24 protein-coding genes are annotated in these 24,710 nt (G+C 65.8%); 7 read left to right on the plus strand and 17 right to left on the minus strand.

Going from position 1 to position 24,710, the window contains the following annotated elements; all coding sequences use genetic code 11:
- Window positions 1-257 precede the first annotated feature (257 nt).
- On the minus strand, window positions 258-2,585 hold the full coding sequence (locus CYJ10_RS08110) for an AsmA family protein (protein ID WP_101680972.1): 2,328 nt from the start codon (window positions 2,583-2,585) through the stop codon (window positions 258-260).
- Between the two features lie 194 nt (window positions 2,586-2,779).
- On the opposite strand from CYJ10_RS08110, the gene tcdA reads away from it, so the two are divergent.
- Window positions 2,780-3,649, plus strand: a complete 870-nt coding sequence (gene tcdA, locus CYJ10_RS08115) for a tRNA cyclic N6-threonylcarbamoyladenosine(37) synthase TcdA (protein WP_101680973.1) — start codon at window positions 2,780-2,782, stop codon at window positions 3,647-3,649.
- A gap of 2 nt (window positions 3,650-3,651) precedes the next feature.
- Here the strand turns inward: tcdA and CYJ10_RS08120 are convergent, their stop codons facing one another.
- Entirely contained in the window at window positions 3,652-4,230 is a 579-nt protein-coding gene (locus CYJ10_RS08120) for an AAA family ATPase (RefSeq protein WP_101680974.1), read from the minus strand.
- A gap of 135 nt (window positions 4,231-4,365) precedes the next feature.
- Between CYJ10_RS08120 and CYJ10_RS08125 the strand changes: the two genes are divergently transcribed.
- Window positions 4,366-4,839, plus strand: a complete 474-nt coding sequence (locus tag CYJ10_RS08125; RefSeq protein ID WP_101680975.1) for a bacteriohemerythrin — start codon at window positions 4,366-4,368, stop codon at window positions 4,837-4,839.
- Between the two features lie 52 nt (window positions 4,840-4,891).
- On the opposite strand, the gene trxA is transcribed toward CYJ10_RS08125, so the two are convergent.
- Window positions 4,892-5,731 carry a thioredoxin gene (gene trxA / locus CYJ10_RS08130; protein ID WP_101680976.1) on the minus strand — a complete coding sequence of 280 codons (840 nt, stop codon included), beginning with the start codon at window positions 5,729-5,731 and terminating at the stop codon, window positions 4,892-4,894.
- A gap of 235 nt (window positions 5,732-5,966) precedes the next feature.
- Between trxA and CYJ10_RS08135 the strand changes: the two genes are divergently transcribed.
- Entirely contained in the window at window positions 5,967-7,676 is a 1,710-nt protein-coding gene (locus tag CYJ10_RS08135; protein ID WP_101680977.1) for a long-chain fatty acid--CoA ligase, read from the plus strand.
- Window positions 7,677-7,741: 65 nt separating this feature from the next.
- On the opposite strand, the gene CYJ10_RS08140 is transcribed toward CYJ10_RS08135, so the two are convergent.
- Both CYJ10_RS08140 and CYJ10_RS08145 read right to left on the minus strand, forming a co-directional pair.
- Window positions 7,742-8,545: an ankyrin repeat domain-containing protein gene (locus tag CYJ10_RS08140; protein WP_101680978.1), complete on the minus strand. Its 804-nt coding sequence runs from the start codon at window positions 8,543-8,545 to the stop codon at window positions 7,742-7,744.
- A 21-nt stretch (window positions 8,546-8,566) separates the two neighbouring features.
- Entirely contained in the window at window positions 8,567-9,364 is a 798-nt protein-coding gene (locus tag CYJ10_RS08145; protein ID WP_101680979.1) for a gamma-glutamylcyclotransferase, read from the minus strand.
- A gap of 199 nt (window positions 9,365-9,563) precedes the next feature.
- On the opposite strand from CYJ10_RS08145, the gene CYJ10_RS08150 reads away from it, so the two are divergent.
- On the plus strand, window positions 9,564-9,884 hold the full coding sequence (locus CYJ10_RS08150; protein ID WP_101680980.1) for a hypothetical protein: 321 nt from the start codon (window positions 9,564-9,566) through the stop codon (window positions 9,882-9,884).
- Window positions 9,885-9,951: 67 nt separating this feature from the next.
- Here the strand turns inward: CYJ10_RS08150 and CYJ10_RS08155 are convergent, their stop codons facing one another.
- From CYJ10_RS08155 to CYJ10_RS08185, 7 genes are all read right to left on the minus strand, one after another.
- Window positions 9,952-10,299: an FKBP-type peptidyl-prolyl cis-trans isomerase gene (locus CYJ10_RS08155; protein ID WP_101680981.1), complete on the minus strand. Its 348-nt coding sequence runs from the start codon at window positions 10,297-10,299 to the stop codon at window positions 9,952-9,954.
- 52 nt (window positions 10,300-10,351) lie between these two features.
- Window positions 10,352-10,900, minus strand: coding sequence for a YaeQ family protein (locus tag CYJ10_RS08160; RefSeq protein WP_101680982.1), 549 nt, complete (start codon window positions 10,898-10,900; stop codon window positions 10,352-10,354).
- 174 nt (window positions 10,901-11,074) lie between these two features.
- Window positions 11,075-11,383 carry a hypothetical protein gene (locus tag CYJ10_RS08165; protein WP_101680983.1) on the minus strand — a complete coding sequence of 103 codons (309 nt, stop codon included), beginning with the start codon at window positions 11,381-11,383 and terminating at the stop codon, window positions 11,075-11,077.
- Between the two features lie 141 nt (window positions 11,384-11,524).
- Window positions 11,525-12,148, minus strand: a complete 624-nt coding sequence (locus CYJ10_RS08170) for a YceI family protein (RefSeq protein WP_101680984.1) — start codon at window positions 12,146-12,148, stop codon at window positions 11,525-11,527.
- A 10-nt stretch (window positions 12,149-12,158) separates the two neighbouring features.
- Window positions 12,159-12,548, minus strand: a complete 390-nt coding sequence (locus CYJ10_RS08175; protein WP_101680985.1) for an MAPEG family protein — start codon at window positions 12,546-12,548, stop codon at window positions 12,159-12,161.
- A gap of 93 nt (window positions 12,549-12,641) precedes the next feature.
- Window positions 12,642-12,872, minus strand: coding sequence for an RNA-binding S4 domain-containing protein (locus CYJ10_RS08180; protein ID WP_101680986.1), 231 nt, complete (start codon window positions 12,870-12,872; stop codon window positions 12,642-12,644).
- Window positions 12,873-12,874: 2 nt separating this feature from the next.
- On the minus strand, window positions 12,875-14,623 hold the full coding sequence (locus CYJ10_RS08185; RefSeq protein ID WP_101680987.1) for a glutamine--tRNA ligase/YqeY domain fusion protein: 1,749 nt from the start codon (window positions 14,621-14,623) through the stop codon (window positions 12,875-12,877).
- A 431-nt stretch (window positions 14,624-15,054) separates the two neighbouring features.
- Between CYJ10_RS08185 and CYJ10_RS08190 the strand changes: the two genes are divergently transcribed.
- On the plus strand, window positions 15,055-16,428 hold the full coding sequence (locus CYJ10_RS08190) for a CoA transferase (RefSeq protein ID WP_308302963.1): 1,374 nt from the start codon (window positions 15,055-15,057) through the stop codon (window positions 16,426-16,428).
- A gap of 10 nt (window positions 16,429-16,438) precedes the next feature.
- Here the strand turns inward: CYJ10_RS08190 and CYJ10_RS08195 are convergent, their stop codons facing one another.
- Window positions 16,439-17,056 (minus strand): pyridoxamine 5'-phosphate oxidase family protein, encoded by a 618-nt coding sequence (locus tag CYJ10_RS08195; protein ID WP_101680989.1) that lies wholly within the window; start codon window positions 17,054-17,056, stop codon window positions 16,439-16,441.
- Between the two features lie 78 nt (window positions 17,057-17,134).
- Complete coding sequence (locus CYJ10_RS08200) at window positions 17,135-17,995, minus strand: PhzF family phenazine biosynthesis protein (RefSeq protein WP_101681073.1); 861 nt, start codon at window positions 17,993-17,995, stop codon at window positions 17,135-17,137.
- 184 nt (window positions 17,996-18,179) lie between these two features.
- Between CYJ10_RS08200 and gltS the strand changes: the two genes are divergently transcribed.
- Entirely contained in the window at window positions 18,180-19,376 is a 1,197-nt protein-coding gene (gltS, locus tag CYJ10_RS08205) for a sodium/glutamate symporter (RefSeq protein ID WP_101680990.1), read from the plus strand.
- A 111-nt stretch (window positions 19,377-19,487) separates the two neighbouring features.
- On the opposite strand, the gene ggt is transcribed toward gltS, so the two are convergent.
- Both ggt and CYJ10_RS08215 read right to left on the minus strand, forming a co-directional pair.
- Window positions 19,488-21,113, minus strand: a complete 1,626-nt coding sequence (gene ggt / locus CYJ10_RS08210) for a gamma-glutamyltransferase (protein ID WP_101680991.1) — start codon at window positions 21,111-21,113, stop codon at window positions 19,488-19,490.
- A 66-nt stretch (window positions 21,114-21,179) separates the two neighbouring features.
- Window positions 21,180-22,157 carry a Bug family tripartite tricarboxylate transporter substrate binding protein gene (locus tag CYJ10_RS08215; RefSeq protein ID WP_101680992.1) on the minus strand — a complete coding sequence of 326 codons (978 nt, stop codon included), beginning with the start codon at window positions 22,155-22,157 and terminating at the stop codon, window positions 21,180-21,182.
- A 165-nt stretch (window positions 22,158-22,322) separates the two neighbouring features.
- Between CYJ10_RS08215 and CYJ10_RS08220 the strand changes: the two genes are divergently transcribed.
- Window positions 22,323-23,207, plus strand: a complete 885-nt coding sequence (locus CYJ10_RS08220; RefSeq protein ID WP_101680993.1) for a LysR family transcriptional regulator — start codon at window positions 22,323-22,325, stop codon at window positions 23,205-23,207.
- A gap of 83 nt (window positions 23,208-23,290) precedes the next feature.
- Here CYJ10_RS08220 and CYJ10_RS08225 read toward each other — a convergent pair.
- A partial coding sequence (locus tag CYJ10_RS08225) for a tripartite tricarboxylate transporter permease (protein ID WP_101680994.1) occupies window positions 23,291-24,710 on the minus strand: 1,420 nt, incomplete at its 5' end.

The following is a 24,710-nucleotide window of genomic DNA, read 5'->3' on the forward strand; positions in this document are numbered from 1 at the left end:
GCACCTTACAAGGCATCGCTGGCCAGGCTGGAACCCGGCAAGCGAAGGCGTTGCGCGTCGTTGTTCATTAATTGCTTGCTTAATCAACGACCAGCCGATTATGCGACTGCGAGTGGGATCTGCACAACATCGGTGTCGTAGGGCGTGCCAAATCCGCAACACATTCGATACACCTGTGTTGCGGATATGCCGCTGGTGTCAGCGTGCAATGACGAGAGCGGCTGTCGGCGGCCGTGCCGCCGCGTGCTAGCCACCCGCTAGCCGCCCTGGTAGAGCTGCTTGTCGTTGTCCGGTCGCAACGGCGGCTGCTGCACGGTAGGGCCCGGAATGCGCGGCTGGGTCGGCGGCGGGGCCAGCTCGCCGCGTGCGGCGTCCGACTTCGTGGGCGATTCGGGAATGGCGGGGCCGACTTGCTGCTGGCCCTTTGGCGCGGCCGGTCCCTGGTAGGTCTTGCCCGGCGGCGGCGCGGTAGGTCGCTTCTTGAGTTCCGCCAGTAGCGCGGCGCACTGGCTTTCGTCGCCGCCACCGGAGATGTCGAGCAGCGGCACCACCATGGCCACCGGGGCGGTCAGGGCCAGCGCCAGCGCGCCGCCAGCACGCAGGGCCAGGATGGCGATGTTCGGGCTCACCGACGGGTTCTTGAACGTGCCACCCACATAGAGCGGCGAGCGCAGCGAAATGATGCGCAGCCCCTTCGAGTTGGGATGGATCGTCAGGGCCAGGCGTTCGTCCTTGAAATCGACCGCGCCGTCGGTGTTGATAATGGCGTCCTGCGTATCGAGCACGAAGGTCTGAACCCGGGCGATGCCGTTCTGGAAGCCAAACGCACTGGCGCCGCAGTTGATCTGTACCGGCTTGTCGCCGAACAGTTTCGAGATCACCACGCTGCCCACGTTCAGGCCCATGGCTTCGAGGATGAACTTGCTGACGGTGCCGTTTTCCACCAGCAGCTTGGCCTCGCCATTCGACGATCCCAACAGCGCGGCCACCGAATTGCCCGTGGCTGACAGCTTGGCGCTACCGTTCACCTCACCGACGCTGGCGCGGGTACTTTCCACCTTCGGGAACAACTGCTTGATCTTCAGGTGCCGCGCGGTCATGTCGATCTTGGTCCCCATCGGTTCGCGCTTGCCGTCGAGCTCGATGGTCGACACCAGATTGCCGCCAGCCACGCCGAAGTTGAGCGGATCGAGCCGCAGCACGCCGTCGGTCAGCTTCAGGTGCGTGGTCAGGTCGGTGATCGGCAGGTCTTCATTGCGCACGATGCGCTTGCCCGTGAACTTCACGTCCGCGTCGATCTCGTCCCAGCGTTCAGTGCGGAATGGCGCCACCGGCAGCTTCTTGTCCGCGGGCTGCTTCACGGGGCTGTCCTTGGCCGCCTGGCCTGGCTTGGCACCGCCGCCGATCAGCGGCGCCAGGTCGGCGAACAGCATCTGCTTCGAGACCAGTTCGCCCGACAGCAGCGGGCGCGGCGAGCGCTGGGCAAACGTGAGCGTGCCGCCCAGGTCGCTGCCGCCCACCTTGCCGGTGAAGTCTCGGTAGGTATAGGTCGACGCGCCTTTCTTCAGCGTGGCCACCAGCCGGCCGCGCGTTTCATACGGCGGGGTGGACGGCAGCACGATACCGGTCAGCTTGTAGAGCGACGCCATGCTGTCGCCAGCCAGCGTCAGGTTGACGTCGAGCGCGCCAAGGTGGGCCGGATTGGTCACCGTGCCTTCCATCGTGGCGTGGGTGGCGCCCACGCGCACATCGGCCTGTACCGGATAAGGCGTGTCCACGTCGCGCAGGCTCAGCACGGTGCCTGCCTTGCCGGTGGCGTTGATGGTGGCCTGGTTGTAGTGGCCCACGGCTTTCCAGCGGATGCCGTAGCGGTCGTCGTTGCCGGTCTTGCCGCCCTTGTTGTCGTTGGCCTTCGCCTCGGGGGTCGATGCGGCGGAGCCCTGCGATGCGGCCACGGCCGATGCGTCGGACGGCATCAGCGCGCCGTCGCGTGCCTTGTCGTAGATGCCCTGGTCGCCAACGGTGTCGAGCGTGGCCTGCAACTGGATCTTCTCGGCGGCGTCGTCCAGCGCCAGGTTGCCGCGCTGGAGCACCACTTCGCCAACATCGAGGTGCCATTTCGACTTGCCCGAATCGGTCTGCTTGCGCAGGTCGAAGGTCCAGTTGTTGCGTTTGTCGGCCAGCCGTTCGAGCCACACGGCGGGGCTGTCGACGACGATGGTCGGCACGTTGATCTCGTGGGCCAGCAGCGGCAGCGGGCGCAGCACGAAGATCAGTTCGCGGACGGTGCCCATGTTGGGGGCCTGGGCCCAGTCGGGGTTGCCCACGGTGATGTCCCTGGCCGACAGCCGCGGCCATGGCACAAACGTGCGCCAGCCGGTCTCGCCCTGGCCACGTTTCCAGGTGACGGTCAGATCGCCATTGATGGCGAAGGGGCGCCCGATCGACTCCGAAATCTTGTCGTTGAGCCACGGCTTGAGCCGGTTCCAGTCGAAGGTCAGGATGATGACGACAAGGATCGCGATCAGCGCCAAGGGCGTGAACACGCTCCAGAAAACGATCTTGTGGCGACGCGAGGCGGGCATAAGGGGGTGGACTCCTGGTGGCAGCCGTGCGGCGGATCAACCACTGCACTGGTAATTGTAGGGAGGCCAATCGTGGGTGGTTGTCGGCCTCAGGCTGACATTTCGGTCGTCGGGACGCCTATTTGTCGCCAGGCGGTCGATCGGAAGAAATCCCGCCGGTGACATAAAATGCCGGCAGATTTGAGAATTCCACTATGACCATCGCCCCCACGCCCCTTGCAGAGCAAGACCTGCCCGCGCCCCTGTCACACGAAAGCCCTGCCGACGACGACTACCATCGCCGATTTGGCGGCGTCGCACGCCTGTACGGCGCGCATGGCCTGGCCCGGCTGGAGGCCGCCAAGGTGTGCGTGATCGGTATCGGCGGCGTGGGCAGCTGGGCGGCCGAGGCGCTGGCGCGCAATGCGGTGGGGCGTATCACGCTGATCGACCTCGATCACATCGCGGCCTCGAACACCAACCGGCAGATCCACGCGCTGGGCGACGCCTACGGCCGCGCCAAGGTGGAAGCCATGGCCGAGCGCATCGTGGCCATCAACCCGCGTTGCCGCGTGACGCAAATCGACGATTTCGTGACCGAGGACAACGTGGCGGCATTGCTATCAGGCTTCGACTATGTAATCGACGCCATCGATGCCGTAAAGGTCAAGACCGCCATTCTGGGCTGGGCGCGCCGCGAAGGCGTACGTGTGATTACGTGCGGCGGCGCGGGCGGCCAGCTCGACCCCACGCGCGTGCGCATCGAGGACCTGGCCCGCACGATCCAGGACCCGCTGCTGGCCAAGGTGCGTGGCAATCTGCGCCGGCAATGGGGCTTTCCGCGCGATCCCAAGAAGAAGTTCGGTATCGAGGCGATCTACTCCGACGAGCCGCTGCGCTATCCGGAGCCCGAGCAGCAGGCGTGCGAGATCGACGAAGTGCCGCCCGCTCCGACTCGTGGCCCGCAAGGCCTGGCCTGCGCAGGCTTTGGCTCATCGGTGGCGGTGACGGCGGTGTTCGGGTTCGTGGCGGCGTCGGCGGTGATCGGCGCGCTGGTAGCTGACCAGGCGCCGGCCGCCAGCTAGGCTCAGGCGGCCAGCGTCCGCAGCAGGCCGCCGACGGCGGCATCGTCGGGCGCCTGGTTGTCGAAGAAGATCAGCTCGGGATATTCGGCCGGATCCGGCGAAAACCGGCGGGCGCGGTAGGCGTCCCAGTGCGTGAGCTTGTAGGCGTCGTTGGGGTTGGCGCGGCGAATGATGCGCGCATGCGCCTCGTCCTCGGGCAGGTGCACCCACACGATCTGGGTGCGGGTGCCTTCCGGCACATGCAGCCATTGCGGGTCGGTCAGCTGATGGGCGCGAATTTCGCGCGACAGCGGGCCGATCACGATCACGCTGATGCCCAGCGTCAGGTTCTCGCGTGCGGTATCGAGCAGGCCCTCGTATTCGGGGTCGCGCAGGTTGTCCAGATAGGCCGGGCTGTCGCGGTCGTTGGGGTCGCCGGTGATGGCGCGCATGGCGGCCGCGCTGTAGCGCCCGTAGAGCGTGTCCTTGTCGAGCAGGCAGAACGGTTCGCCGGTGGCCTGCATCAGCGGGCCGATCAGCCGATGGGCGAGGGTGGTCTTGCCGGTGCCGGCGTGACCGCAGAAGAAGATCAGTCGGGGCATGTCGGTGGCTTGCTGGAAATCAGTCACTTGCCAGGGGCGCGAGGGTCAAGCATACCGTTCTTTGCGGAAAATCAGATCGGACGGCAGCGAAATCGGTATCCTTGCCGCTTATCTCAAAGAAAAGTTTTCAGATCCATGTCTGCAGCACAGAACCCCTACGACGGTCTTTCCTCGGAAGGCTTGCCAGACGAACTCCGGCTGGGCGAGCCCGTCACCGACGCCACGCACGCGGAATTCCTGCAACTGCTCGATGCCGTGGCCAAATCGGACGATGGCGGCTTCCTGGCCGCGTACGACGAGTGGATCGCGCATACGCGCCACCATTTCGAGCAGGAAGAACAGTGGATGGAGGCCATGCAGTTTGGGCCGCGCTTCTGCCATACGAACGAGCACAAGGGCGTGCTGCAGGTGGTGCAGGCCGTGCGCGACAAGATCGCGCAGGAAGTGGAAGATCCGGAAGGCCCCGGCAAGGGCGGCCTGTCGCTGGGCCGCCGCCTGGTGGATGAGCTGTCAGGCTGGTTCGACAATCACGTGAAGTCGATGGACGCGATGATGGTCGAACATATGAAGGCCAACAATTTTTCGCTGATCGAAGCGCCGGCTGCCTGAAGCCGTTCTGCATCGGAGAGGGACTACGCCCTCTCCGATGCACGATGTCCCGTCAGTTCAGCGCCGTGCTCAGCTGTCGGCGCCATTTCGACACCACTTCTGGCGAATCGGCCATCAAGTCGAACACCGACAGCATCGTCTTGCGGCCGATGTCGTCTTCAAAGCCACGGTCGCGGCGCACGATTTCCATTAGTTGCGCCAACGCGGGTTCGTACTCGCGGCGCGCGATCAGCACCTTCGCCAGATCCAGGCGCGCGGCCACGTTGGCCGGGTTGGCCTCGACCTGCGCCTTCAGATCGGCGCCTTCGGGCAGGTCATCGAGTCCTTTCATTGCATCCAGCCGGGTCCGCAGCGCGGCGTAGCCGTCTTCCTGCGGCGCGCGTGGCGTCAGGCGGCCAAACTCCGCTTCGGCAGCGTCGATGGCATCGTCGTCAAGCAGGAAGCTGATATACGCCAGGCGATTCGGATCGTTCTCGGGGTCTTGCGCGAGCGCGGCCTGCCATGCGGCCTTGGCGCCTTCACGGTCACCGGCCGCGGCCAGCGCCTGGGCATCCGGCTGCGCGGCCTCGCCGTCGCCGGGGGCCAGCGTGTCGATGAACTCGCGCAATTGCGATTCAGGCAGCACGCCCACGAACTGGTTGACCGCCTCGCCGCCGGCAAACGCCACGACGTGGGGAATGCTGCGTACGCCAAAGTGCCCGGCAAGTTGCTGGTTCTCGTCGACATTGACCTTGACGAGCTTCCACGTGCCGCCGGCTTCGGCTTCCAGCTTTTCGAGCATCGGCCCGAGTGTGCGGCATGGTCCACACCAGGGCGCCCAGAAATCCACCAGCACGGGGACTGGGCTGTTGATGACTTCAGCTTCAAAGTTCTGCAGGGTGACGTCGCTCATGTTCTGCACCTTGGAATCGGGTTGGCCAGCGCTGCGGCCGGATTTACCTATTGTGAGGACGAAGCCCCAAATTGCAACCGGCCCCGGCCCGGGGTAGCTGCGATGGGTAGGAAAACCTCCTGTTGAAAATAGAACGGTCGTTCAGTTATATTGCTTGACCACTACGCGGGGCCCACCTCGCGAGACACGCGCTTTCCAGAAACTGGTCCCTTGAAGACCATCCGCAGGAGACACCATGACCACCAAGCCCGCCCGTCCGCATTTTCAGTTCTGGCCCAAGCGAGTGCCGACCGAAATCGTGCTGCCGGAAACTTCGCTCTGGTACAACCTCGAAGTGTCGGCACGCCGCTATGCGGACAAGGCCGCCATCCGTTACTTCGGCAATGCCATCACGTTCCGCGCGCTGGAAGCGCAGGCCACGGCGATGGCCGGCTGGCTGCAGCAGAAGGCGGGGGTGAAGAAAGGCGACCGCGTGTTGCTGTACATGCAGAACTGCCCGCAGTTCATCGTCAGCTATTACGCGATCCTGCGTGCGGACGCCGTGGTGGTGCCGGTCAATCCGATGAACCGCGCGGAGGAATTCAAGCACTACATCACCGATGCCGGCGCGCGCGTGGCCATCTGCACGGTAGACCTGGCTGCCGGCGCGATGCAGGCCGACAGCGAACTGGCCGCCGAACAGCGCCTGCAGCATCTGCTGGTGACGCAGTACACCGACGCGCTGCCGCCTTCGCACGAATTCCCCGAGGATGCGCCGCCCGCCTGGCTGACCGTGCAGCATCCGCTGCCGGGCAACGCCACGCCGTGGGCCGAGGCGCTGGGCGCCGGCCTGCAGCCGGGGCCGCATACCGCAGGCCCCGACGACATGGCCGTGATGCCGTACACGTCGGGCACCACGGGCTTCCCGAAGGGCTGCATCCACACCCATCGCTCGGTGATGCACAACGTCATCGGCGGGGCGACGTGGTCGGGCAGCGGCGCGGAATCGGTGATCCTGTCGGTGCTGCCGCTGTTCCACGTGACCGGCATGCAGTACGGCATGAACGGCCCGATCTACACCGGCGCCACTGTGGTGATGCTGCCGCGCTGGGATCGCGAAGTGGCCGGGCGCCTGATCTCGCGCTACCAGGTCACGCACTGGACCAACATCCCGACCATGGTGATCGACTTCCTGGGCAGCCCGAACCTGGCCACCTTCGACGTCAGCAGCCTGCGCTACATCGGTGGCGGCGGCGCGGCCATGCCGCAAGCGGTGGCCGAGCGCCTGAAGACGCAGTTCGGCCTGAGCTACCTGGAAGGCTACGGCCTGTCCGAAACGATGGCGCCGACGCACAGCAACCCGTCCGAGCGTGCCAAGCTGCAGTGCCTGGGCGTGCCGACGTTCAATACCGACGCGCGCGTGGTGGATCCGGTCACGCTGCAGGAACTGCCGCCCAACGAGGTGGGCGAGATCATCGTGCGCGGCCCGCAGGTGTTCAAGGGCTATTGGGGCAAGGAGGATGCCACGCGCGACGCGTTCATCGAGTTCGAGGGCCAGACCTACTTCCGCACCGGTGACCTGGGTCGCATGGACGAAGAGGGCTACTACTTCATTACCGACCGTCTCAAGCGCATGATCAACGCGTCGGGCTTCAAGGTCTGGCCGGCCGAAGTGGAAAACCTGCTGTACAAGCACCCGGCCGTGCAGGAGGCGTGCATCATCGGCACGCGCGACCAGTATCGCGGCGAGACGGTGAAGGCGGTGGTGGTGCTGCGTGCCGACGCCAAGGGCAAGACCCGGCCCGAGGACATCATCGAATGGGCCAAGGAAAACATGGCGGCCTACAAGTACCCGCGTGTGGTCGAGTTCGTTGACGCGCTGCCGAAGTCGGGGACGGGCAAGGTGATGTGGCGCCAGTTGCAGGAATCGGAAAACGCGCGTCAGACGCCTGCCGCCACGGCCTGACCGGAGTCTTTTCCCCTCTTTCGCCGGGCGGGAGAGGGGAGCAGGTATATCGCGGTGCAACCGCTTCAGTGCCCCCGGGCCCGCATCAACATCTTGACCATCGTCTTGTAGCCGCGTTCGCGCGCATGGCGCGACGGCGTGATGCCCTCGCGGTCGGCCAGATTGGCGTCGGCGCCGGCATCGAGCAGCAATTGCACGATGTCTTCATAACGGGCGCTGCCGTCGCCGAGGATGATGGCTTCCAGCAGTGCCGTCCAGCCCAGCTGGTTGACGCGATCCACCGGCACGCCTGCCTTCAATAGCAGTTTTACGACTTCGACGTTGCCATGCTGGCAGGCCGCAATCAGGGCCGTGCCGTCATAGCGGTCGGTGCTGCGGGTGTCGGCGCCATGCGACAGCGACAGCCGCACCACCTCGATCTGGTTGGTGGCTGCCGCCAGCAGGAAGGCGCTGTTGGATTCGCCGTCTTTCTGGTTCACGTCGGCGCCAGCCATGATCAGCGCGCGGGCCACATCGCCCCGGCGGTTGTACACGGCCGCCAGCAGCGCCGAGCGGCCGCGTTCGTCGACGGCGTGCAGCGACGCGCCGGCCTGGAGTAGCCGATTGACGAGATCGAGATCGCCAATGCTGGCAGCCGTGATCAGGTTGCGGTCGAGCGCGGAGATGCCTTCGCCACGCGTTGCCGGATGGGATGGCGCAGGATGAGACGCCGGTGCCGACGGCGACGATGCGTCGCGCATGCTGCCGAGCGACCGTGCCAGTGTCTGGCCGCCCTGGCCGGCCAGTAGTCCGCCACCCATCAGCAATCCCATGAGCCCGAGCATTTCGGCGAGCGCCTGGCGGCGGGGGCGGGTCTGGGAGCGCGTCATGATGGTCGGCAGTGGCTTCGGTCAGACGGTTTCGTGGGGGTGGACGGTGGCAGCCACGGCGTCCTCGGGGCACGTTGCCGCAGAGGCCGAGGTGCCGACCGGGGTGGCCACCGCGCAGGTGTCGCGGGCGGCTTCGGTGGCGTCGCTTTCCTGCAACTGGCGCCAGAGGCGACCCAGATAGGGATCGTCCACGCCATGCGTGGCCAGGCCCAGCAGCGTCTGGTGCAGATATTCGCGGGCCGGCCCGTACAGGCCGCAAGCGTGGCGCAGGCAGTCCACCACCCGTGCATCGGGCAGCCGGCCGGCGTACCCGGCATGTTCGCGATTCATCACGAAAGCGAGCGCCCGCTGTTCGGGGGCATCAGGCGTGGCATCCATTTTCACGCGCAGCCACCGCGGGTGATAGGCGCCGGTCATCATTTCGCGGCGCCACAGCACCCGGAATTCCTGCTCGACGACGTGGCGCGGGATGCGGAACACCATGCCCGTGCAGCAGCCGCCACGGTCCAGGCCGAGTACCAGCCCGGGGTTGTCCCAGGTGCCGCGATTGATTTTCGAGTACAGGTAGAAGCCGCGATGATAGCCATGCACGGTGGCCAGGCGGCTTTCGGTATGGACGACCATCGGATTCCAGATCAGCGATCCGTAGCCGAAGACCCAGACGTCGCCATCCAGATCGGCCGAGTCGGGGCGGCTGGCCAGCGTGTTGCATAGCGAGCGCTCCACATCGGCCTCGGGCAACAGCGAAGACGCGACCGGCGTGCTGCACAGCGACGTGCGCAGCCTGTTTGCTTCGAGGTCCTGTCTTGTAATGGCCATGGCTGAAAGAATAATCCAAAGCGCATTGACGCGTCGCAAGCAAACCACACATCGGAGCGAAGGTGTGTGTAGCAGGCAACGGTCGCCGGGGTGGGTCGGGCCCGATCGATTGGCCGGATCGGGTGCCAAGTCACTACAATAGGGGCCCTAACGCAAGCAACTGTCGTTCAACACTCGGCGAATTTCGGAGAAACCGCACATGGCGCACACCCTGACCGTGGTATTTGGCAGCGGCAAGGAATTTGAATTCACGGTGGGCGATAGCGAGCTCGCTGCGGTCACCGAGGACGCCGCCTGGCGCTGGTTCGACCGCGAGTATGCCGAGCTGGACTGCCAGGCATCGAGCCCCGTGGGCAAGGTGCTTGTGATCGACAAGATCCTTAACGTTGCGAAGTTCTCCGGCGAGAACCGTTTTGCCGGCAACGCGGATTGGGCGCAGGATTTCGCCCGCCATGCCGGACGCCTGCTGGACCGCGACAAGGTTCGTATCGACGTGGGCAACGCGGCCATCGGCTTCTGACCGATTCTGGCACCGGACAAACAAAAACGGACGCCTTGGCGTCCGTTTTTTGCTGTGTGCGCCGGAATTAGACCGACAGCAGTTCCACTTCAAACAGCAGCGTGGCATTCGGCGGGATCACGCCGCCGGCGCCGCGTGCGCCGTAGCCGAGATCGGCCGGGATCACCAGGCGACGCGTGCCGCCCACTTTCATGCCTTGCACGCCTTCGTCCCAGCCACGGATCACGTGGCCGGCGCCCAGCGGGAAGACGAACGGGTCGTTACGGTCCTTGCTCGAATCGAACTTGCGGCCGGGCGTGCCGTTTTCGTAGAGCCAGCCGGTGTAATGCACGGTCACGTGCTTGCCAGCCGTGGCTTCGTCGCCCGAGCCGACGACCGTGTCTTCGTATTGCAGGCCGGAGGGATTGGTATGCATCGCGGTCTTCCTTTTTCTGTGTGGCGGTAAGTATGTCCGGCGGCCGCTTTGACTAGCCGTCGGCGCGCTGGAGCACGTCGCGTGTCAGCTGCACGTTGTGATCGTCGTCGCTGACCCAGATGTCGCCGTCCTGGATGGTCACGGACAGGCGCATGGCGCGCTGGGCCATCTGCGCCAGCGCGTCCACGGCTTCGGACGGCACATTGTAGACGGTCACGTTACGCAGCTTGCTGGCCTTGCCGGCCATGCCTTTCCACCATTCGCGCGCGCTGGCGCTCTGATAGGTATAGACCGTGACGTGATCGGCACGCGCAGCGGCGCGCTTCAGGCGGGTTTCGTCGGGCTGGCCCAGGTCGATCCAGTGGATGATGTCGCCCGTCAGGGACTTGTCCCAGAGGTCAGGCTCATCGGGTTCGTCCAGGCCACGCGTGAACGCCATGGTTTCGGTGGCCTCGCAGGCGAAGGCCAGCAGGCGGACCATCATGCGGGCATCGTTCTCGGACGGATGCTGCGCGATGGTGAGCGTATGACTGCCGTAATACGGCCGGTCCATGTCCGAGACGGACAGGTCGGCCTTGAAGATCGTGGATTTGAGCGCCATGGGGTCGGGAATGCGGCGCGTGCGGGCAACGGTGCCTAGCACGCGAAAGGCCGAATCATACGTGATCCGGGCGGCGGCGCGATGGAAAACCGGCGTGGGTATGTGCGCCGCCCCGTTGAGACTTGTGCGCAGACTGCGGCGGGGGGAGGCGGTACGGCGCGGGAAGGCTAGGGTTCAGGACTTGCGGTATTCGCCAAGCCAGAAGCGCAGCATGGCCGATACCAGCACCAGCGTCAGGAACGCTGCCGCGGCCACCAGGGCCAGGCCACCGTCGCTGTTGATCTGGCCGTGCACGACCAGGCGTGCCAGCAGGAGGCCGACCATGCCAGCCAGCATGGGCAGCAGCAGGGCGCCCCGGCCGTAGGTCTTGAAGGCCCACAGCGGAAAGCGGCGGAGAAAATTGGCGGGAATGCTGCACGCCAGGCACGCACCGGCAGCAGCCAGCGACGCCGAAACGACGTCGTTGAGGGAGATCAGGCTCATCTTGACTCGCGTAGGGCCGGGTTTGCTTAGGCGAAACGCGGCAGGATGGGAATAGGCAAGGCCCTGATTTTACTGAAGATTTTGTTCGCAAAGGTGACGCCGGGACGTCATCGTACGTCCGCGTGCCGCTTTTTTGGGGAGTTATTGGGCGGGCCCGGCCGGGGACGCCTCGACCGAGATCTGCAATGTGACGGTGTCGCCTACCTCGGGTAGAAAACGCGTCATGCCGAAGGCACTTCGTTGAAGAGTGGCGTGAAAATCACCACCGCAGACGTCGCGCTTGATGCCGAACAGGACAGTCTGGCCACAGCTGAACCGGTCGGCTTCAAGCCGAAGCGGCTGGGCAACGCCATGTAGCGTGAACGTCCCGTCCACGGCCACCAGCTTGCCGCCTTCCGTGACAAATTGGTTGGCCTGGAACCGGGCGACGGGGAAGGCTTGGGCGTCGAAGAATTGGGGCGAACGCAGCACACCATCGAGGCTGCGGTTGCCACTGTCCACCGAATCGGTATCCACGGTGAAGTCGAGAGCGCCCGCACCCGTGGCGGGGTCGTAAGTCACGCGGCCGTCGATCTTGCCGAAGCGGCCGCGCACGCTGGTGCGGTCAAAGTGGCTGACGCCGAAATAGACGCTGGTGTGCGTGGGATCGACGGTGTAGTTGGTGGGGGTCGCCAAGGCCGATGTACCGGTCAGGCCGGCGAGCGCGACAAGCGCGGTGAGCGCGGCAAGGGTCGGCAGGGTGGGGGCAGTGCGTCGCGTCGGCATGGACGTGGGCTCAGTGGACGAAAACAGGCAGCAGGAAGATGCCAATCACCGTCAGATAGCCGATCGTCCAGCACAGGGTTCGCAGCGTGGCCCGGTCAGTCAGGTAGCAGATCGTGTAGAGAATGCGGACCACGATGAACAACATGGCCAGTTCGTTTATGCGTGCCTCGGGGGCCGCGAGATGCGTGGCCGTGAAGACCGCTGCGGCGAAGAACGGAAATGCCTCGAAATGATTGCGGTGCGCCATGTCGGCGCGGCGGGCGCGACCGCTTTGCCTTTCCAGCCACGCGCGCGGGTCGTGATTGTCGAAAGCGCCCGCCCGATTGCCGGCCTTGGCGATGGACACAGTCAGCACTGGCAGCAGGCCTGCCAGCAGTACACACCAGAACGCGATCGGCATGAAGACTCCTTGCGTGCTTCGGTGTGGAGGCGGCATGGACTGCCGCCTCCCTTTCCTTTAACGGCTGCGTTGGGAAAACGGCCCCGAGCAGTGTCAGGCGGCGACGACCTTGATGCGAACGCCGTCAGCGCCGCCAACGGCAATCACCTGGCCGGCGCGGATCTTGGCGGTCTTGCGCGACTCCGTCGCACCGTCCACCGAGACCTCGCCCGCCGCGACCAGCGCCTTGCCGGCGCCACCGCTGTCGCAAACGCCAGCCACCTTCAGCAGGTCATTCAGGGCGATGAACTCGCCCTCGAGCGGAAACGTAATCGTCTGTGCCATGGTCACTTGCCCCAGCTGTCCTTGAGGCCAACCGTCCGGTTGAACACCGGCTTGCCAGGCTGCGAATCGATACGGTCCGCCACGAAATAGCCGTGACGCTCGAACTGGAAGCGCTCTTCCGGCTTGGCGTCGCGCAGGCCTGGTTCCAGATACGCGGTCACCACCTTCTTCGAGTCCGGGTTCAGGGCATCGAGGAAGTTCTTGCCGCCGGCATCCGGATTCGGGTCATTGAACAGTCGATCGTATATGCGCACTTCGGCCGGGCAGGCATGCGCTGCGCTGACCCAGTGGATGTTGCCCTTGACCTTGACGCTGTCCGCGCCCGGCGTGCCGCTCTTCGTTTCCGGCAGGTAGTTCGCGTGTACGGCTATCACGTTGCCATCGGCATCCTTGTCCACGCCCGTGCATTCGATCACGTAGCCGTAGCGCAGGCGCACCTTGTTGCCCGGGAACAGGCGGAAATAGCCCTTCGGCGGGTTCTCGTTGAAGTCCTCGCGCTCGATCCACAGCTCGCGCGACAGCGGGAACACGCGGCGGCCCATGTCCGGCAGCTTCGGGTGAACCGGCGCCGAGCATTCCTCGCTCTGGCCCTCGGGGTAGTTGTCCAGGATCAGCTTGACCGGATCCAGCACGCCCACGCTGCGCGGGACGCGTGCGTCCAGGTCGTCGCGCACGGCGCCTTCCAGCGTGCTCATGTCGATCCAGCTATCGGCCTTCGACACGCCGATGCGGTCGCAGAACAGCTGGATCGATTCCGGCGTATAGCCGCGGCGGCGCATCCCGACGATGGTCGGCATGCGCGGATCGTCCCAGCCGTCCACGCGCTTCTCGTCCACCAGTTGCTTGAGCTTGCGCTTGCTGGTGATCGCGTAGGTCAGGTTCAGGCGGGCGAATTCGTACTGGTGCGGCAGCGGGCTGGCGAAGACGCCGGCGTCGCGCAGGTGTTCCAGCACCCAGTCATAGAGCGGGCGGTTGTTCTCGAATTCGAGCGTACACAGCGAGTGCGTGATGTTCTCGATCGCGTCCGAGATGCAGTGCGTGAAGTCGTACATCGGATAGATGCACCACTTGTCGCCAGTACGGTGGTGATGGGCGTGGCGGATGCGATAGAGCACCGGGTCGCGCATCACGATGTTCGGCGCGCTCATGTCGATCTTCGCGCGCAGCACGTGCTCGCCATCGCCGTACTTGCCGTCGCGCATCTCGCGGAACAGCTTCAGGTTTTCCTCGACGGAGCGGTCGCGGAAGGGCGACGGCTTGCCGGGCTCGGAGAAGTTGCCGCGGTTGGCGGCCATCTGCTCGGCGCTCTGGCTGTCCACGTAGGCCACGCCGCGCTCGATCAGGGTCTCGGCGAACTGGTACAGGCGGTCGAAGTAGTCGCTCGCGTAGTACAGGTGCGGCGCGCCGCCGGGCTGCTTTGCGTCCCACGAGAAGCCCAGCCAGTGCACCGCGTCGATGATGGAATCGACGTACTCGGTATCTTCCTTGACCGGATTCGTATCGTCGAAGCGCAGGTGGCAGCGGCCGGCATAGTCACGGGCCAGGCCGAAGTTCACGCAGATGCTCTTGGCATGGCCGATATGCAGGTAGCCGTTCGGCTCCGGCGGAAAGCGCGTGATGACCGTCGGCAGTGGCTGGCCCTGCTTGTCCGCGCGGCCGCCGTAGGTGTCGGCGGAGAGGTCCTGGTCGATGATGCTCCGCAGGAAATTGGAGGCGGCTGGCGTGTCGGTAGGCTTGTTGTCGTGGCTCATGTTGGCGCCGCATCACCTGCGGCTCGATAACTGGTGGACCGGCGGGTCTGGATTGACCCGGCCGCGTTCCTGGTGTTCCTGGGTTGGGTGCGCTGGAATTGCGACGGAAAGTCCGGCGAATGGCGCGATTTTACCGTGCCTGCGGCGCGACCCGGCGGTACGGCACGAAATTCGGACTCGTCTCACAGCGCGACCGGTCAAAGTGGTGCAGAATCCACGGCACGGTACGGCTCGTCGTACCCGCCTCGCGCATGCTCCGTGCGACGCTATCGTCGCATGCCGTCTCCATTCCCGCCGCAGGAATACATGCCATGAATGCCGCCAGTTCCACCACGAACACCCCCGACACCTCCGGCCACGCCAGTTCGGGCAGCCCCGCCACCCACCAGGCGCCCGCCGAGGCACTTGCCGCGCTGTGGGCCGGTGCCAACATGCCGCCCGAGGCGCTTTCCCACGTGACGCTGACCGGCGAGGATCCGGTTCTGCCCTCCAGCTTCGCCATCGGCACCGCCGCGCAGGCCAGCCTGGGCGCGTCGGCGCTGGCGGCTGCGGCGATCTGGGCGCAGCGCACCGGCCGCTGGCAGGATGTGTCGGTCGACATGCGCCATGCGCTGGCGGAATTCCGTAGTGAGCGCTACCTGCGCGTCAACGGCGGGCCGGCGCCCGAGCTCTGGGACAAGATCGCCGGGCTGTATCCGGCCGGGGACGGTCGCTGGGTGCGCCTGCATACGAATTTTCCCCACCATCGGGACGGCGTTCTGAAGATCCTCAAATGCGCGTACGACAAGGACGCCGTGCGGGCGGCGTTGTCGGCCTGGAAGGCCGAGGATTTCGAGACGGTCGCATCGGACGCCGGCATGGTCGTGTCGGCCATGCGCCCGCTCGACGAATGGCTGCGGCACCCCCAGGCCCAGGCGCTGCGCGGGCTGCCGCCGGTGATCATCGAAAAGATCGGTGACGCCCCCCCGGAACCGCTGCCAGCGTTCGGCCCCCATGCCGAGATCAATGTCGATGCGCGGCCGCTGAGCGGTGTCCGGGTGCTGGACTTCACGCGCATCATCGCCGGGCCGGTGGCCGGCCGCACGCTGGCCGCGCATGGGGCCGACGTGCTGCTGGTGACGGCCGCGCACCTGCCCTCGATGCCGTCGCTGGTCATCGATACGGGCCGTGGCAAGCGGTCATGCCAGCTTGATCTGCGCGACGCGGACGACAAGCGCACGCAACACAAGCTGTTCCACGGCGCCGATGTGGTGGTGCAGGGGTATCGCCCCAATGGGCTGGTGGAACTGGGCGCCGGCCCCGAGGCGGCGGCCCGGGCCCGCCCCGGCATCGTCTATGTGTCGCTGTCCGCCTACGGCCATGTGGGTCCGTGGGCGGGCAAGCGGGGCTTCGATTCGCTGGTGCAGACCGCCACCGGCATCAATACCGACGAGGCGCAGGCGGCCGGCAGCGCCGAGCCGAAGCCGCTGCCGGCGCAGGTGCTGGACCACGCCTCAGGCTATCTGCTCGCGTTCGGGGCGATGGTAGCGCTGCATCGTCGCGCGGTGGAAGGGGGAAGTTGGCACGTGCGCGTGTCGCTGGCGCAGGTGGGCCAGTGGCTGCGCAGCCTCGGGCGCGTGCCCGGCGGCGCAGCGGTGCCGGATCAGCACATCGACGAAATTTCCGATCTGCTCGAGGTGGAAGAGTCCGGCTTCGGCGAACTCACCGTGGTGCGCCACGCGGCGCACCTGTCGGAGACGCCCGCGCACTGGGCGTTGCCCTCGGTGCCGCTGGGCACGCACGCGGCGGAGTGGCTGCCGCGGTAGGGCCGCGGCATCAGTACAGCGTGGTGCGTACGCGCTCGGGCAGTTCGCGGTCGTAGGCGGCGCCATCGATCGCGTTCTGGCTCAGGGCGGCCAGCATGGTGCCGGTGCTGGGCAGCGCTTCGCGCGGAACCTGCGCGTCGGCCAGCCACAGGCGCGAGCGCAGCAAGGCACGCGCGCACTGGAAGAACACCGAGTGGATGCGGATCACCAGCACCGTGGTGGGCGCCTTGTCCTGCATCATGCAACGGGCGATCAGGTCCGGGTCGGTGGAAACGGTGGCCGTGCCGCTGACGCGCAGCGTTTCATTGACGCCGGGTACCAGGAACAGCAATCCCACGCGCGAGTCGGCCAGGATATTGCGCAGGCTGTCGATGCGATTGTTGCCGCGCCGATCGGGCAGCAGCAACGTGCGGTCGTCCAGCACCTGCACGAAGCCGGGCGCATCGCCGCGTGGCGAGCAGTCGCCGCCATGGTCGTTCAGTGTGGAAAGCAGGCAGAACGGCGAGGCTTCGACGAACGCGCGATAGTGCGGATGCAGGTAGTCGACTTCCTTGGCCAATGAGGCGGCGCCGGGCTCGGCGTAGAGCGCCTCAAGATCGACCAGCGTGGCAATGTCGTGCGATGGCATGGAACGGCTTGCGAAGTGGGGACGTGGGGGGGGAAGGCGCCAGTATGCCGCACATCCCCCGGATTCGATGTCGCGCGGTCAGATGCTGACCGTGCCGCTTCCCAGTTCGATCACGCGGCCGCCCACGCGGATTGCGCCGTCGGCAGTGACGGCCAAGTCCAGGCGGCATCGGCGATCGACGAATTCCCCCTGATCGACTTCATAGCGGGCCGGCAGTGCGTGGCCCGTTGCCAGCAGCCAGCCCCCCAGGTTTGCGCAGGCCGAGCCGGTGCCCGGATCTTCGGCCACGCCGCCGCCCTGCTTGGTGAAGAAGTAGCGCACCAGCACCTTGCCCGGTTGCTCGGGATCGAACGCAAACACATAGGCGGTCTTGCGGCCCAGGCTGCTTTGCGGCCAGCGGTCCAGGCGGCTGCTGTCCGGCTGGGCGCGGCGCACGGCGTCGGGTGTTTTCAGCGGCACCAGCAGCTGATCCGCGCCGGTATCGACCCACATCGGCGCGCCGGCCAGGTCGTCGGCATGCAGCCCCAGCAGCGACGCCATCTCGGCGTCGGGCAGGCCGGCCGGCGCCGTCTTGGGCGCACCCTGGTGCGGGGCGGTCAGCGTCCAGCGATCTGCCTCGGCGGTCACGGGTACCACCCCGGCCTTGAACTCCAGCGACAGCGCGTTGCCGGTTCGGGCCAGGTCGCGCACCACGTGGGCAGTGCCCAGCGTGGGATGGCCGGCAAAGCGCATCTCGTAGCCGGGCGTGAAGATGCGGGCGGCGGCAGTGGCCTTGTCGGACGGCAGGATGAACGTCGTCTCGGACAGGTTGAACTGCAGGGCCAGGGCCTGCATGGTGGCATCGTCCATGCCGCGCGCATCCTCGAACACACACAGGGGATTGCCGCCGAACGTGGATTCGGCAAAGACATTGACGATTCGGTATGCGTAGGTGGCCATGGGCGTATCGCGGACGTGAATGGGAAACCACACAGTGTAAGGAAGCGACGCGCCGACGCCATGCACAGTTTCACGCAAGTGCAACGTAACAGTTGCGCTCTGCATCCGTTCCACATCTTTAAGCGGAATGCGATTGGCGACAGCCGGCCGGGCGCCAAGAATCGAGCTTTTTCGGTTGCTCGCCATGCTGGAACTTAACAACTACGAAACGCTTGTCGCGGCATCGCTGGTGCTGCTGGTCGGGCGCAAGCTGCTGCAGGTCACAACGCCGCTACGCACCTTCAATATTCCCGAGCCGGTCGTCGGCGGACTGGTCGTGGCGCTATGCCTGGCCCTGGCCCGCTTTACCGCCGACGTGCAGGTGAAGTTCGATACCACCGCGCAGACACCGTTGATGCTGGCCTTCTTCGCCACGCTTGGCCTCAGCGCCAACCTGGCCAGCCTGAAGCAGGGCGGCAAGTCGATCGGCATCTTTCTGCTCGCGGTGGCGGGCCTGCTGGTGATCCAGGATGCGATTGGCGTCGGGCTGGCCAGTGCGCTGGGGCTGCATCCGGCCACCGGGCTGCTGGCCGGGTCGATTGCGCTCTCGGGCGGACACGGCACCAGCGCGGCCTGGGGCAAGACGTTCGTCGAGCAGTTCGGCACGTCGTACGCCACGGAACTCGGGGTGGCGTGCGCCACGTTCGGCCTGGTTCTTGTCGGCCTGATTGGCGGCCCGGTGGCGCGCTACCTGCTGCGCAATGTGGCCAAGCCAGGGGTGGGTGCCAGCGACGACCGCGTGCTCAACTTCGAGAATCCGCAGGCGGTGCGGCCGATCACGGCTTCCGCGCTGATCGAGACCCTGGCGCTGATCCTGGTCTGTCTGACCGCGGGGCAGGCGTTGGGCGACCTGTTCAAGGGCAGCTGGCTGGAACTGCCGACCTTTGTCTGGGTGCTGTTCGTCGGGGTGCTGCTGCGCAACGGGCTGGCGCTGCTTGGGTGGTACACGGTGTTCGATCGCGCGCTGTCGGTGCTGGGCAACGTGAGCCTGTCGATGTTCCTGGCGATGGCGCTGATGAGCCTGCGGCTATGGGAGCTGACGTCGCTGGTGCTGCCGATGCTGCTGATCCTGCTGGTGCAGACCGGCGCCATGGCGGCCTACGCGATCTTCATCACCTTCCGGATCATGGGCCGCAACTACGATGCCGCCGTGCTGGCTGCCGGCCATTGCGGCTTCGGCCTCGGGGCCACACCCACAGCCATCGTCAACATGCAGGCCATCACTGACCGCTACGGCACGTCGCACCTGGCCTTCCTGATCGTGCCGATGGTGGGCGCCTTCTTCATCGATATCGTCAACGCCGTGGTCATCAAGCTGTTCCTGAGCCTGCCGGTCTACTGACGCGCGGGCATAAAAAAGGCGCCACGGATGACTCGGTGGCGCCTCGCAGGACTTCAACTACAGTGCTACTTACTGCGGTACTACAATTGCGATACGTCTGGCGGTGAAGCGTCAGAAGCCCACGGCCTGGCCGTCGCGGCGGCTGTCGCTGGCGGCCACGTAGCCTTGTTCGGCGTCATCCGACAGACGCCAGATGAACTGGCCGGAGCCGAAGTCCATGTACGGGTCTTCCACCGACTTGAGCTTGTGGCCGCGATCCTTGAGGCCGGCCACGGTGTTCGGGTCCATGGTGCCTTCAACGTCCAGCGTGAAGTCGCGGTTGACCTTCCAGCGCGGCGCGCAGCAAGCGGCCTGCGGCTGCTGGTTGTAGTCGAGCATGCGCACGACGGTCTGCAGGTGGCCTTGCGGCTGCATGTCGCCGCCCATCACGCCAAAGCTCATCACGGGCTGGCCGTCCTTGGTCAGGAACGCCGGGATGATGGTGTGGAACGGACGCTTGCCACCTTCCACCACATTGGCCGACTTCGGGTCCATCGAGAAACCCACGCCACGGTTCTGCAGGCTGATGCCGGTGCCCGGCACCACCACGCCCGAACCAAAGCCCATGTAGTTCGACTGGATGAACGAGATCATCATGCCGTTTTCGTCGGCGGCGGTCAGGTAGATGGTGCCGCCCGTGCGCGGCATGCCGAAGTTGAAATGCGTGGCACGCTGCATGTCGATCAGCTTGGCGCGCGACTTCAGGTACGCGTCGTCCAGCATCTGCTCGGGGGTGACTTCCATGCTGCGCGGGTCGGCCACGTAGCGGTACAGGTCGGCAAACGCCAGCTTCATCGCCTCGATCTGCAGGTGCTGCGAATCGACCGAATCCACGGGCAGGGCGCCCAGGTCGAACTGGTCCAGGATGCCCAGCGCCATCAGCGCGGCAATGCCCTGGCCATTCGGCGGAATCTCATGGACGTCGTAGCCGCGATACGACTTGCTGATCGGCTTGACCCACTCGGGGCGATAGTTGCGCAGGTCGTCCAGCGTCATTGCGGCGCCGCATTCCTTGCTGAAGGCGGCGATCTTCTCGGCGATCTCGCCTTCGTAGTAGGACCGGCCCTTGGTGGCGCCGATCTTGCGCAGCGTCTCGGCGGCATTCTTGAACACGAACTTCTCGCCCACGAGCGGCGCGCGGCCGTTGGGCATGAACGTGTCGGCAAAGCCCGGCTGGCCCTTGAGGTCCGGCACGGCGGCAGCCCACTTGTGCGCCACCACCGGCGGCACGGCGTAGCCGCGCTCAGCGATTTCGATGGCGGGCTCCATCAGGTCCTCGAACGGCAGCTTGCCAAAGCGCTCGTGCAGTGCGGCCCAGCCGGCGATCACGCCCGGCACGGTCACCGAATCCCAGCCACGGATCGGCCGGTTGGCCAGTCCGTTGCCGTCCACCCCGTACTTGTTCTTGAAGTATTCGGGGCTCCAGGCCTTGGGGGCCACGCCCGACGAGTTCAGGCCATGCAGTTCCTTGCCGTCCCACAGGATCGCAAAGGCATCGCTACCCAGGCCGCACGACACCGGTTCCACCAGCGTGATGGCCGCGGCGGCGGCGATGGCGGCGTCCACGGCATTGCCGCCCTTCAGCAGCATGCGCAGGCCGGCCTGCGCGGCCAGCGGGTGCGAGGTCGATACCACGTTGCGCGCGAACAGCGGAATGCGCACGGTGGGATAGGGGTTGGTCCAGTTGAAGTTCTGCATGGTGTCTCTCGTTACTGCCTGGTTGTAGTGCGACGGCAGGGCGACGCCATTGTCGCCCGCTTGTCCTTAATCCACCTGGATCTTGCGATCCTTGATCAGCTTGCCCCAGCGCGCGCTGTCCTTCTTCACCATCGCGGCGAACTGGGCCGGCGTGCCGCCAATGGGTTCGGCGCCCAGCTTGGCCAGGCGGTCCTTCACGTCCTGCGACTGGATGGCCTTGTTGAATTCGGCGTTCAGGCGATTGACGATCTCGGGCGGCAGGCCCTTGGGACCGTAGATGCCGAACCAGGTATCCGATTCAAAGCCCGGCAGGCCCGATTCGCTGGCCGTGGGCAGGTCCGGCGCCAGCGGCGAGCGCTTCAGGCTGGTCACGGCCAGCGCCTTGAGCTTGCCGTCCTTCACGTGTGGCATGCCGGACACGATGCTGTCGAACAGCACCTGCACCTTGTTCGAGATCAGGTCGGGCACGGCCAGCGCGGTGCCACGGTACGGGATGTGCGTGATGAACACGCCGGCCTGGGCCTTGAAGGCCTCGGCGGTCAGGTGGACCACCGTGCCATTGCCGCTCGACGCGTAGTTCAGCTCGCCCGGATGTTTCTTGGCGTAGTCGATCAGTTCCTTGACGTTCTTGACCGGCAGCTGGTTGGGCACCACCAGCACGTTGGTGGCGGTGGCTACCTGACCAATCGGCGTGAAGTCGGTGTCGGTGTTGTACGGCAGGTGCGTATTGATGTACGGCCCGATCGAGTGCGTGCTGGTGGTGGCGATCAGGATCGTGTAGCCGTCCGGCGCGGCCTTGGCGGCCATGTCCGAACCGATGGCGCCGCCGGCGCCGGGCCGGTTGTCCACCACGATCTGCTGGCCCAGGTTCTGGCCTACCTTCTGGGCGATGGCGCGTGCCAGCAGGTCGGTGGCGCCGCTGGCCGGAAACGGCACGATCAGGCGGATCGGCTTGCTGGGGAAGGTGTCGGCATGCGACGGGGCGGCAGCAAGGGTCAGGCTCGTGGCAAGGCCGATGCCAAGATGGCGTAGCCAGGATTTCATGTTGTGCGTCTCCGGGACGGATGGGTGCGACGTGGAACTGCGGCAGGAAAACACAAATTATTCCGCGCCCGCGTCCACAATGAAAGTTAATATTCCTTGCTTGATTAATAAGAAAACCTTGTGGATCGTCCCAGCCGGACGGTCGCCTGGAAAGATGCACCAACGATGAGCACGATCCGCTTCCTGCGAACCTTCGTCGCCGTGGCCGAACACGGCTCTTTTGCGGCTGCCGCCAGCCAGGTGGCAGTGACCCAGGCGGCCGTCAGCCTGCAGATGCGGTCGCTGGAGGAAGAGCTGCGCCGCGCCCTGTTCGACCGCAGCGGCCGCGTGGCCGTGCTCAATGCCGACGGGCGGGCGCTGCTGCCCCAGGCGCGCCGGCTGCTGGCGCTCTACGACGACATGCGCGTGCCGCTGGCCGACACCGAAGCCATGGCCGGGGCAGTGGCGGTGGGCGCTGTGGTCTCCGTGATGGGTGGGCTCTCGCACGTGGTGGCGCAGCTGAAACGGACGTATCCAGCGCTCGACGTCAGGCTGATCGGCGCCAAGTCGTTCGAGCTGGCCGCCATGGTGGAGAGCGGCGAACTCGACGCCGCCTTTGTGGTGGAGGGCTCGGCGCGGCTGGCGGGCACGCTGCACTGGACGCCGCTCTACGACGAGCCGCTTGTGGCGATTGCCGCACGTGGTAGTCAGGGCGACGACGCGCGGCAGGCGCTGGCTTCCAACCCGTTCCTGCGCTTCGACCGCAGCCAGCGCACCGGCGCGCTGGTGGAACGCGCGCTGCGGCGCGCACACCTTCGTACCAACGAATACCTGGAACTGAACTCGATCGAGGCGCTGGTGGAGCTGGTGCGGCAGGAAGTGGGCGTGACCGTGGTGCCGCTGCTCAAGCGCGCCCGCTGGCGCGACGACCGCGCGCTGCGCATCTTGCCGTTGCGGGCCGGCGGCGAACCCACCGTGCGCACCATCGGCATGCTGGAGCGGCGCGATCACGGCCGCGTGCACGTGACCGAGGCGATTCGCACCGCCTGCGCGGCCCTGTTTGGCGACTGAGGCCGGGGCGCCAGTCATAGAAACGCCAAAAGAAAAAGGGCGCCACAGGGGCGCCCTTTTTTCGTACAGCGGGGGAAACGTCCTTATTCTTCCTGGAACGCTTCTTCGCGCTTGGCCTTGATCGACGGCATGGCCACGATCAACACCAGGACAGCCGCGGCGATCAGCAGGCCCAGCGACAGCGGACGCGTCACGAACACGCTGAAGTCACCACGCGACAGCAGCAGCGAGCGGCGGAAGTTTTCTTCCATCATCGGTCCCAGCACGAAGCCCAGCAGCAGCGGTGCGGGTTCGCACTTCAGCTTGATGAACAGGTAGCCGATGATGCCGAAGGCGGCGGTCTGGAACACGTCGAACGTGGTGTTCTGAACCGAGTACACGCCGATGCAGCAGAACGTCAGGATGGCCGGGTACAGGTAGCGGTAAGGCACCTTCAGCAGCTTCACCCAGATACCGATCATCGGCAGGTTCAGGATGATCAGGATCAGGTTGCCCAGCCACATCGAGGCGATCAGGCCCCAGAACAGCGCCGGGTTGCTGGTCATGACCTGCGGACCGGGCTGGATGTTGTGGATGGTCATCGCGCCCACCATCAGCGCCATCACGGCGTTGGGCGGGATACCCAGGGTCAGCAGCGGGATGAACGAGGTCTGTGCCGCGGCGTTGTTGGCCGACTCCGGACCGGCCACGCCTTCGATGGCGCCTTTGCCGAACTCGTGTGCGTACTTCGACGTCTTCTTTTCCAGCGAGTAGGCTGCAAACGAAGCCAGTGCCGCACCGCCGCCCGGCAGGATACCCAGTGCCGAACCCAGCAGCGTGCCACGCAGCACCGCCGGAATCATGCGCTTGAAGTCTTCCTTGGTCGGGAACAGGTTGGTCACGGCGTCCGTGAAGGTTTCGCGGGCTTCCTTCTGTTCCAGGTTCGCGATGATTTCCGCGAAGCCGAACACACCCATCGCTACCGACACGAAGTTCAGGCCGTCGGTCAGTTCAGGCACGTCGAACGAGAAGCGCGCCGCGCCCGAGTTCACATCGGTACCGACCAGACCCAGCAGCAGGCCCAGCACGATCATCGAAATGGCCTTGACCAGCGAACCCGAGGCCAGCACCACGGCACCGATCAGACCCAGCACCATCAGCGAGAAGTACTCGGCAGGGCCGAACTTGAACGCCAGTTCCGACAGCGGTGCTGCGAAGGCGGCCAGGATCAGCGTGGCCACGCAGCCGGCAAAGAACGAGCCGATACCGGCCGTGGCCAGCGCCACGCCGGCACGGCCGCGCCGTGCCATCTGGTAGCCGTCGATGGTGGTCACCACGGACGACGATTCACCGGGCAGGTTCACCAGGATGGCGGTGGTGGAACCACCGTACTGGGCGCCGTAGTAGATACCGGCCAGCATGATCAGCGCGGCCACCGGGGGCAGCGTGTAGGTCACGGGCAGCAGCATCGCGATGGTGGCCAGCGGGCCCAGGCCCGGCAGCACGCCGATCAGCGTACCGAGC

Source organism: Cupriavidus pauculus (genome assembly GCF_002858765.1).
Classification (GTDB): domain Bacteria; phylum Pseudomonadota; class Gammaproteobacteria; order Burkholderiales; family Burkholderiaceae; genus Cupriavidus; species Cupriavidus pauculus_B.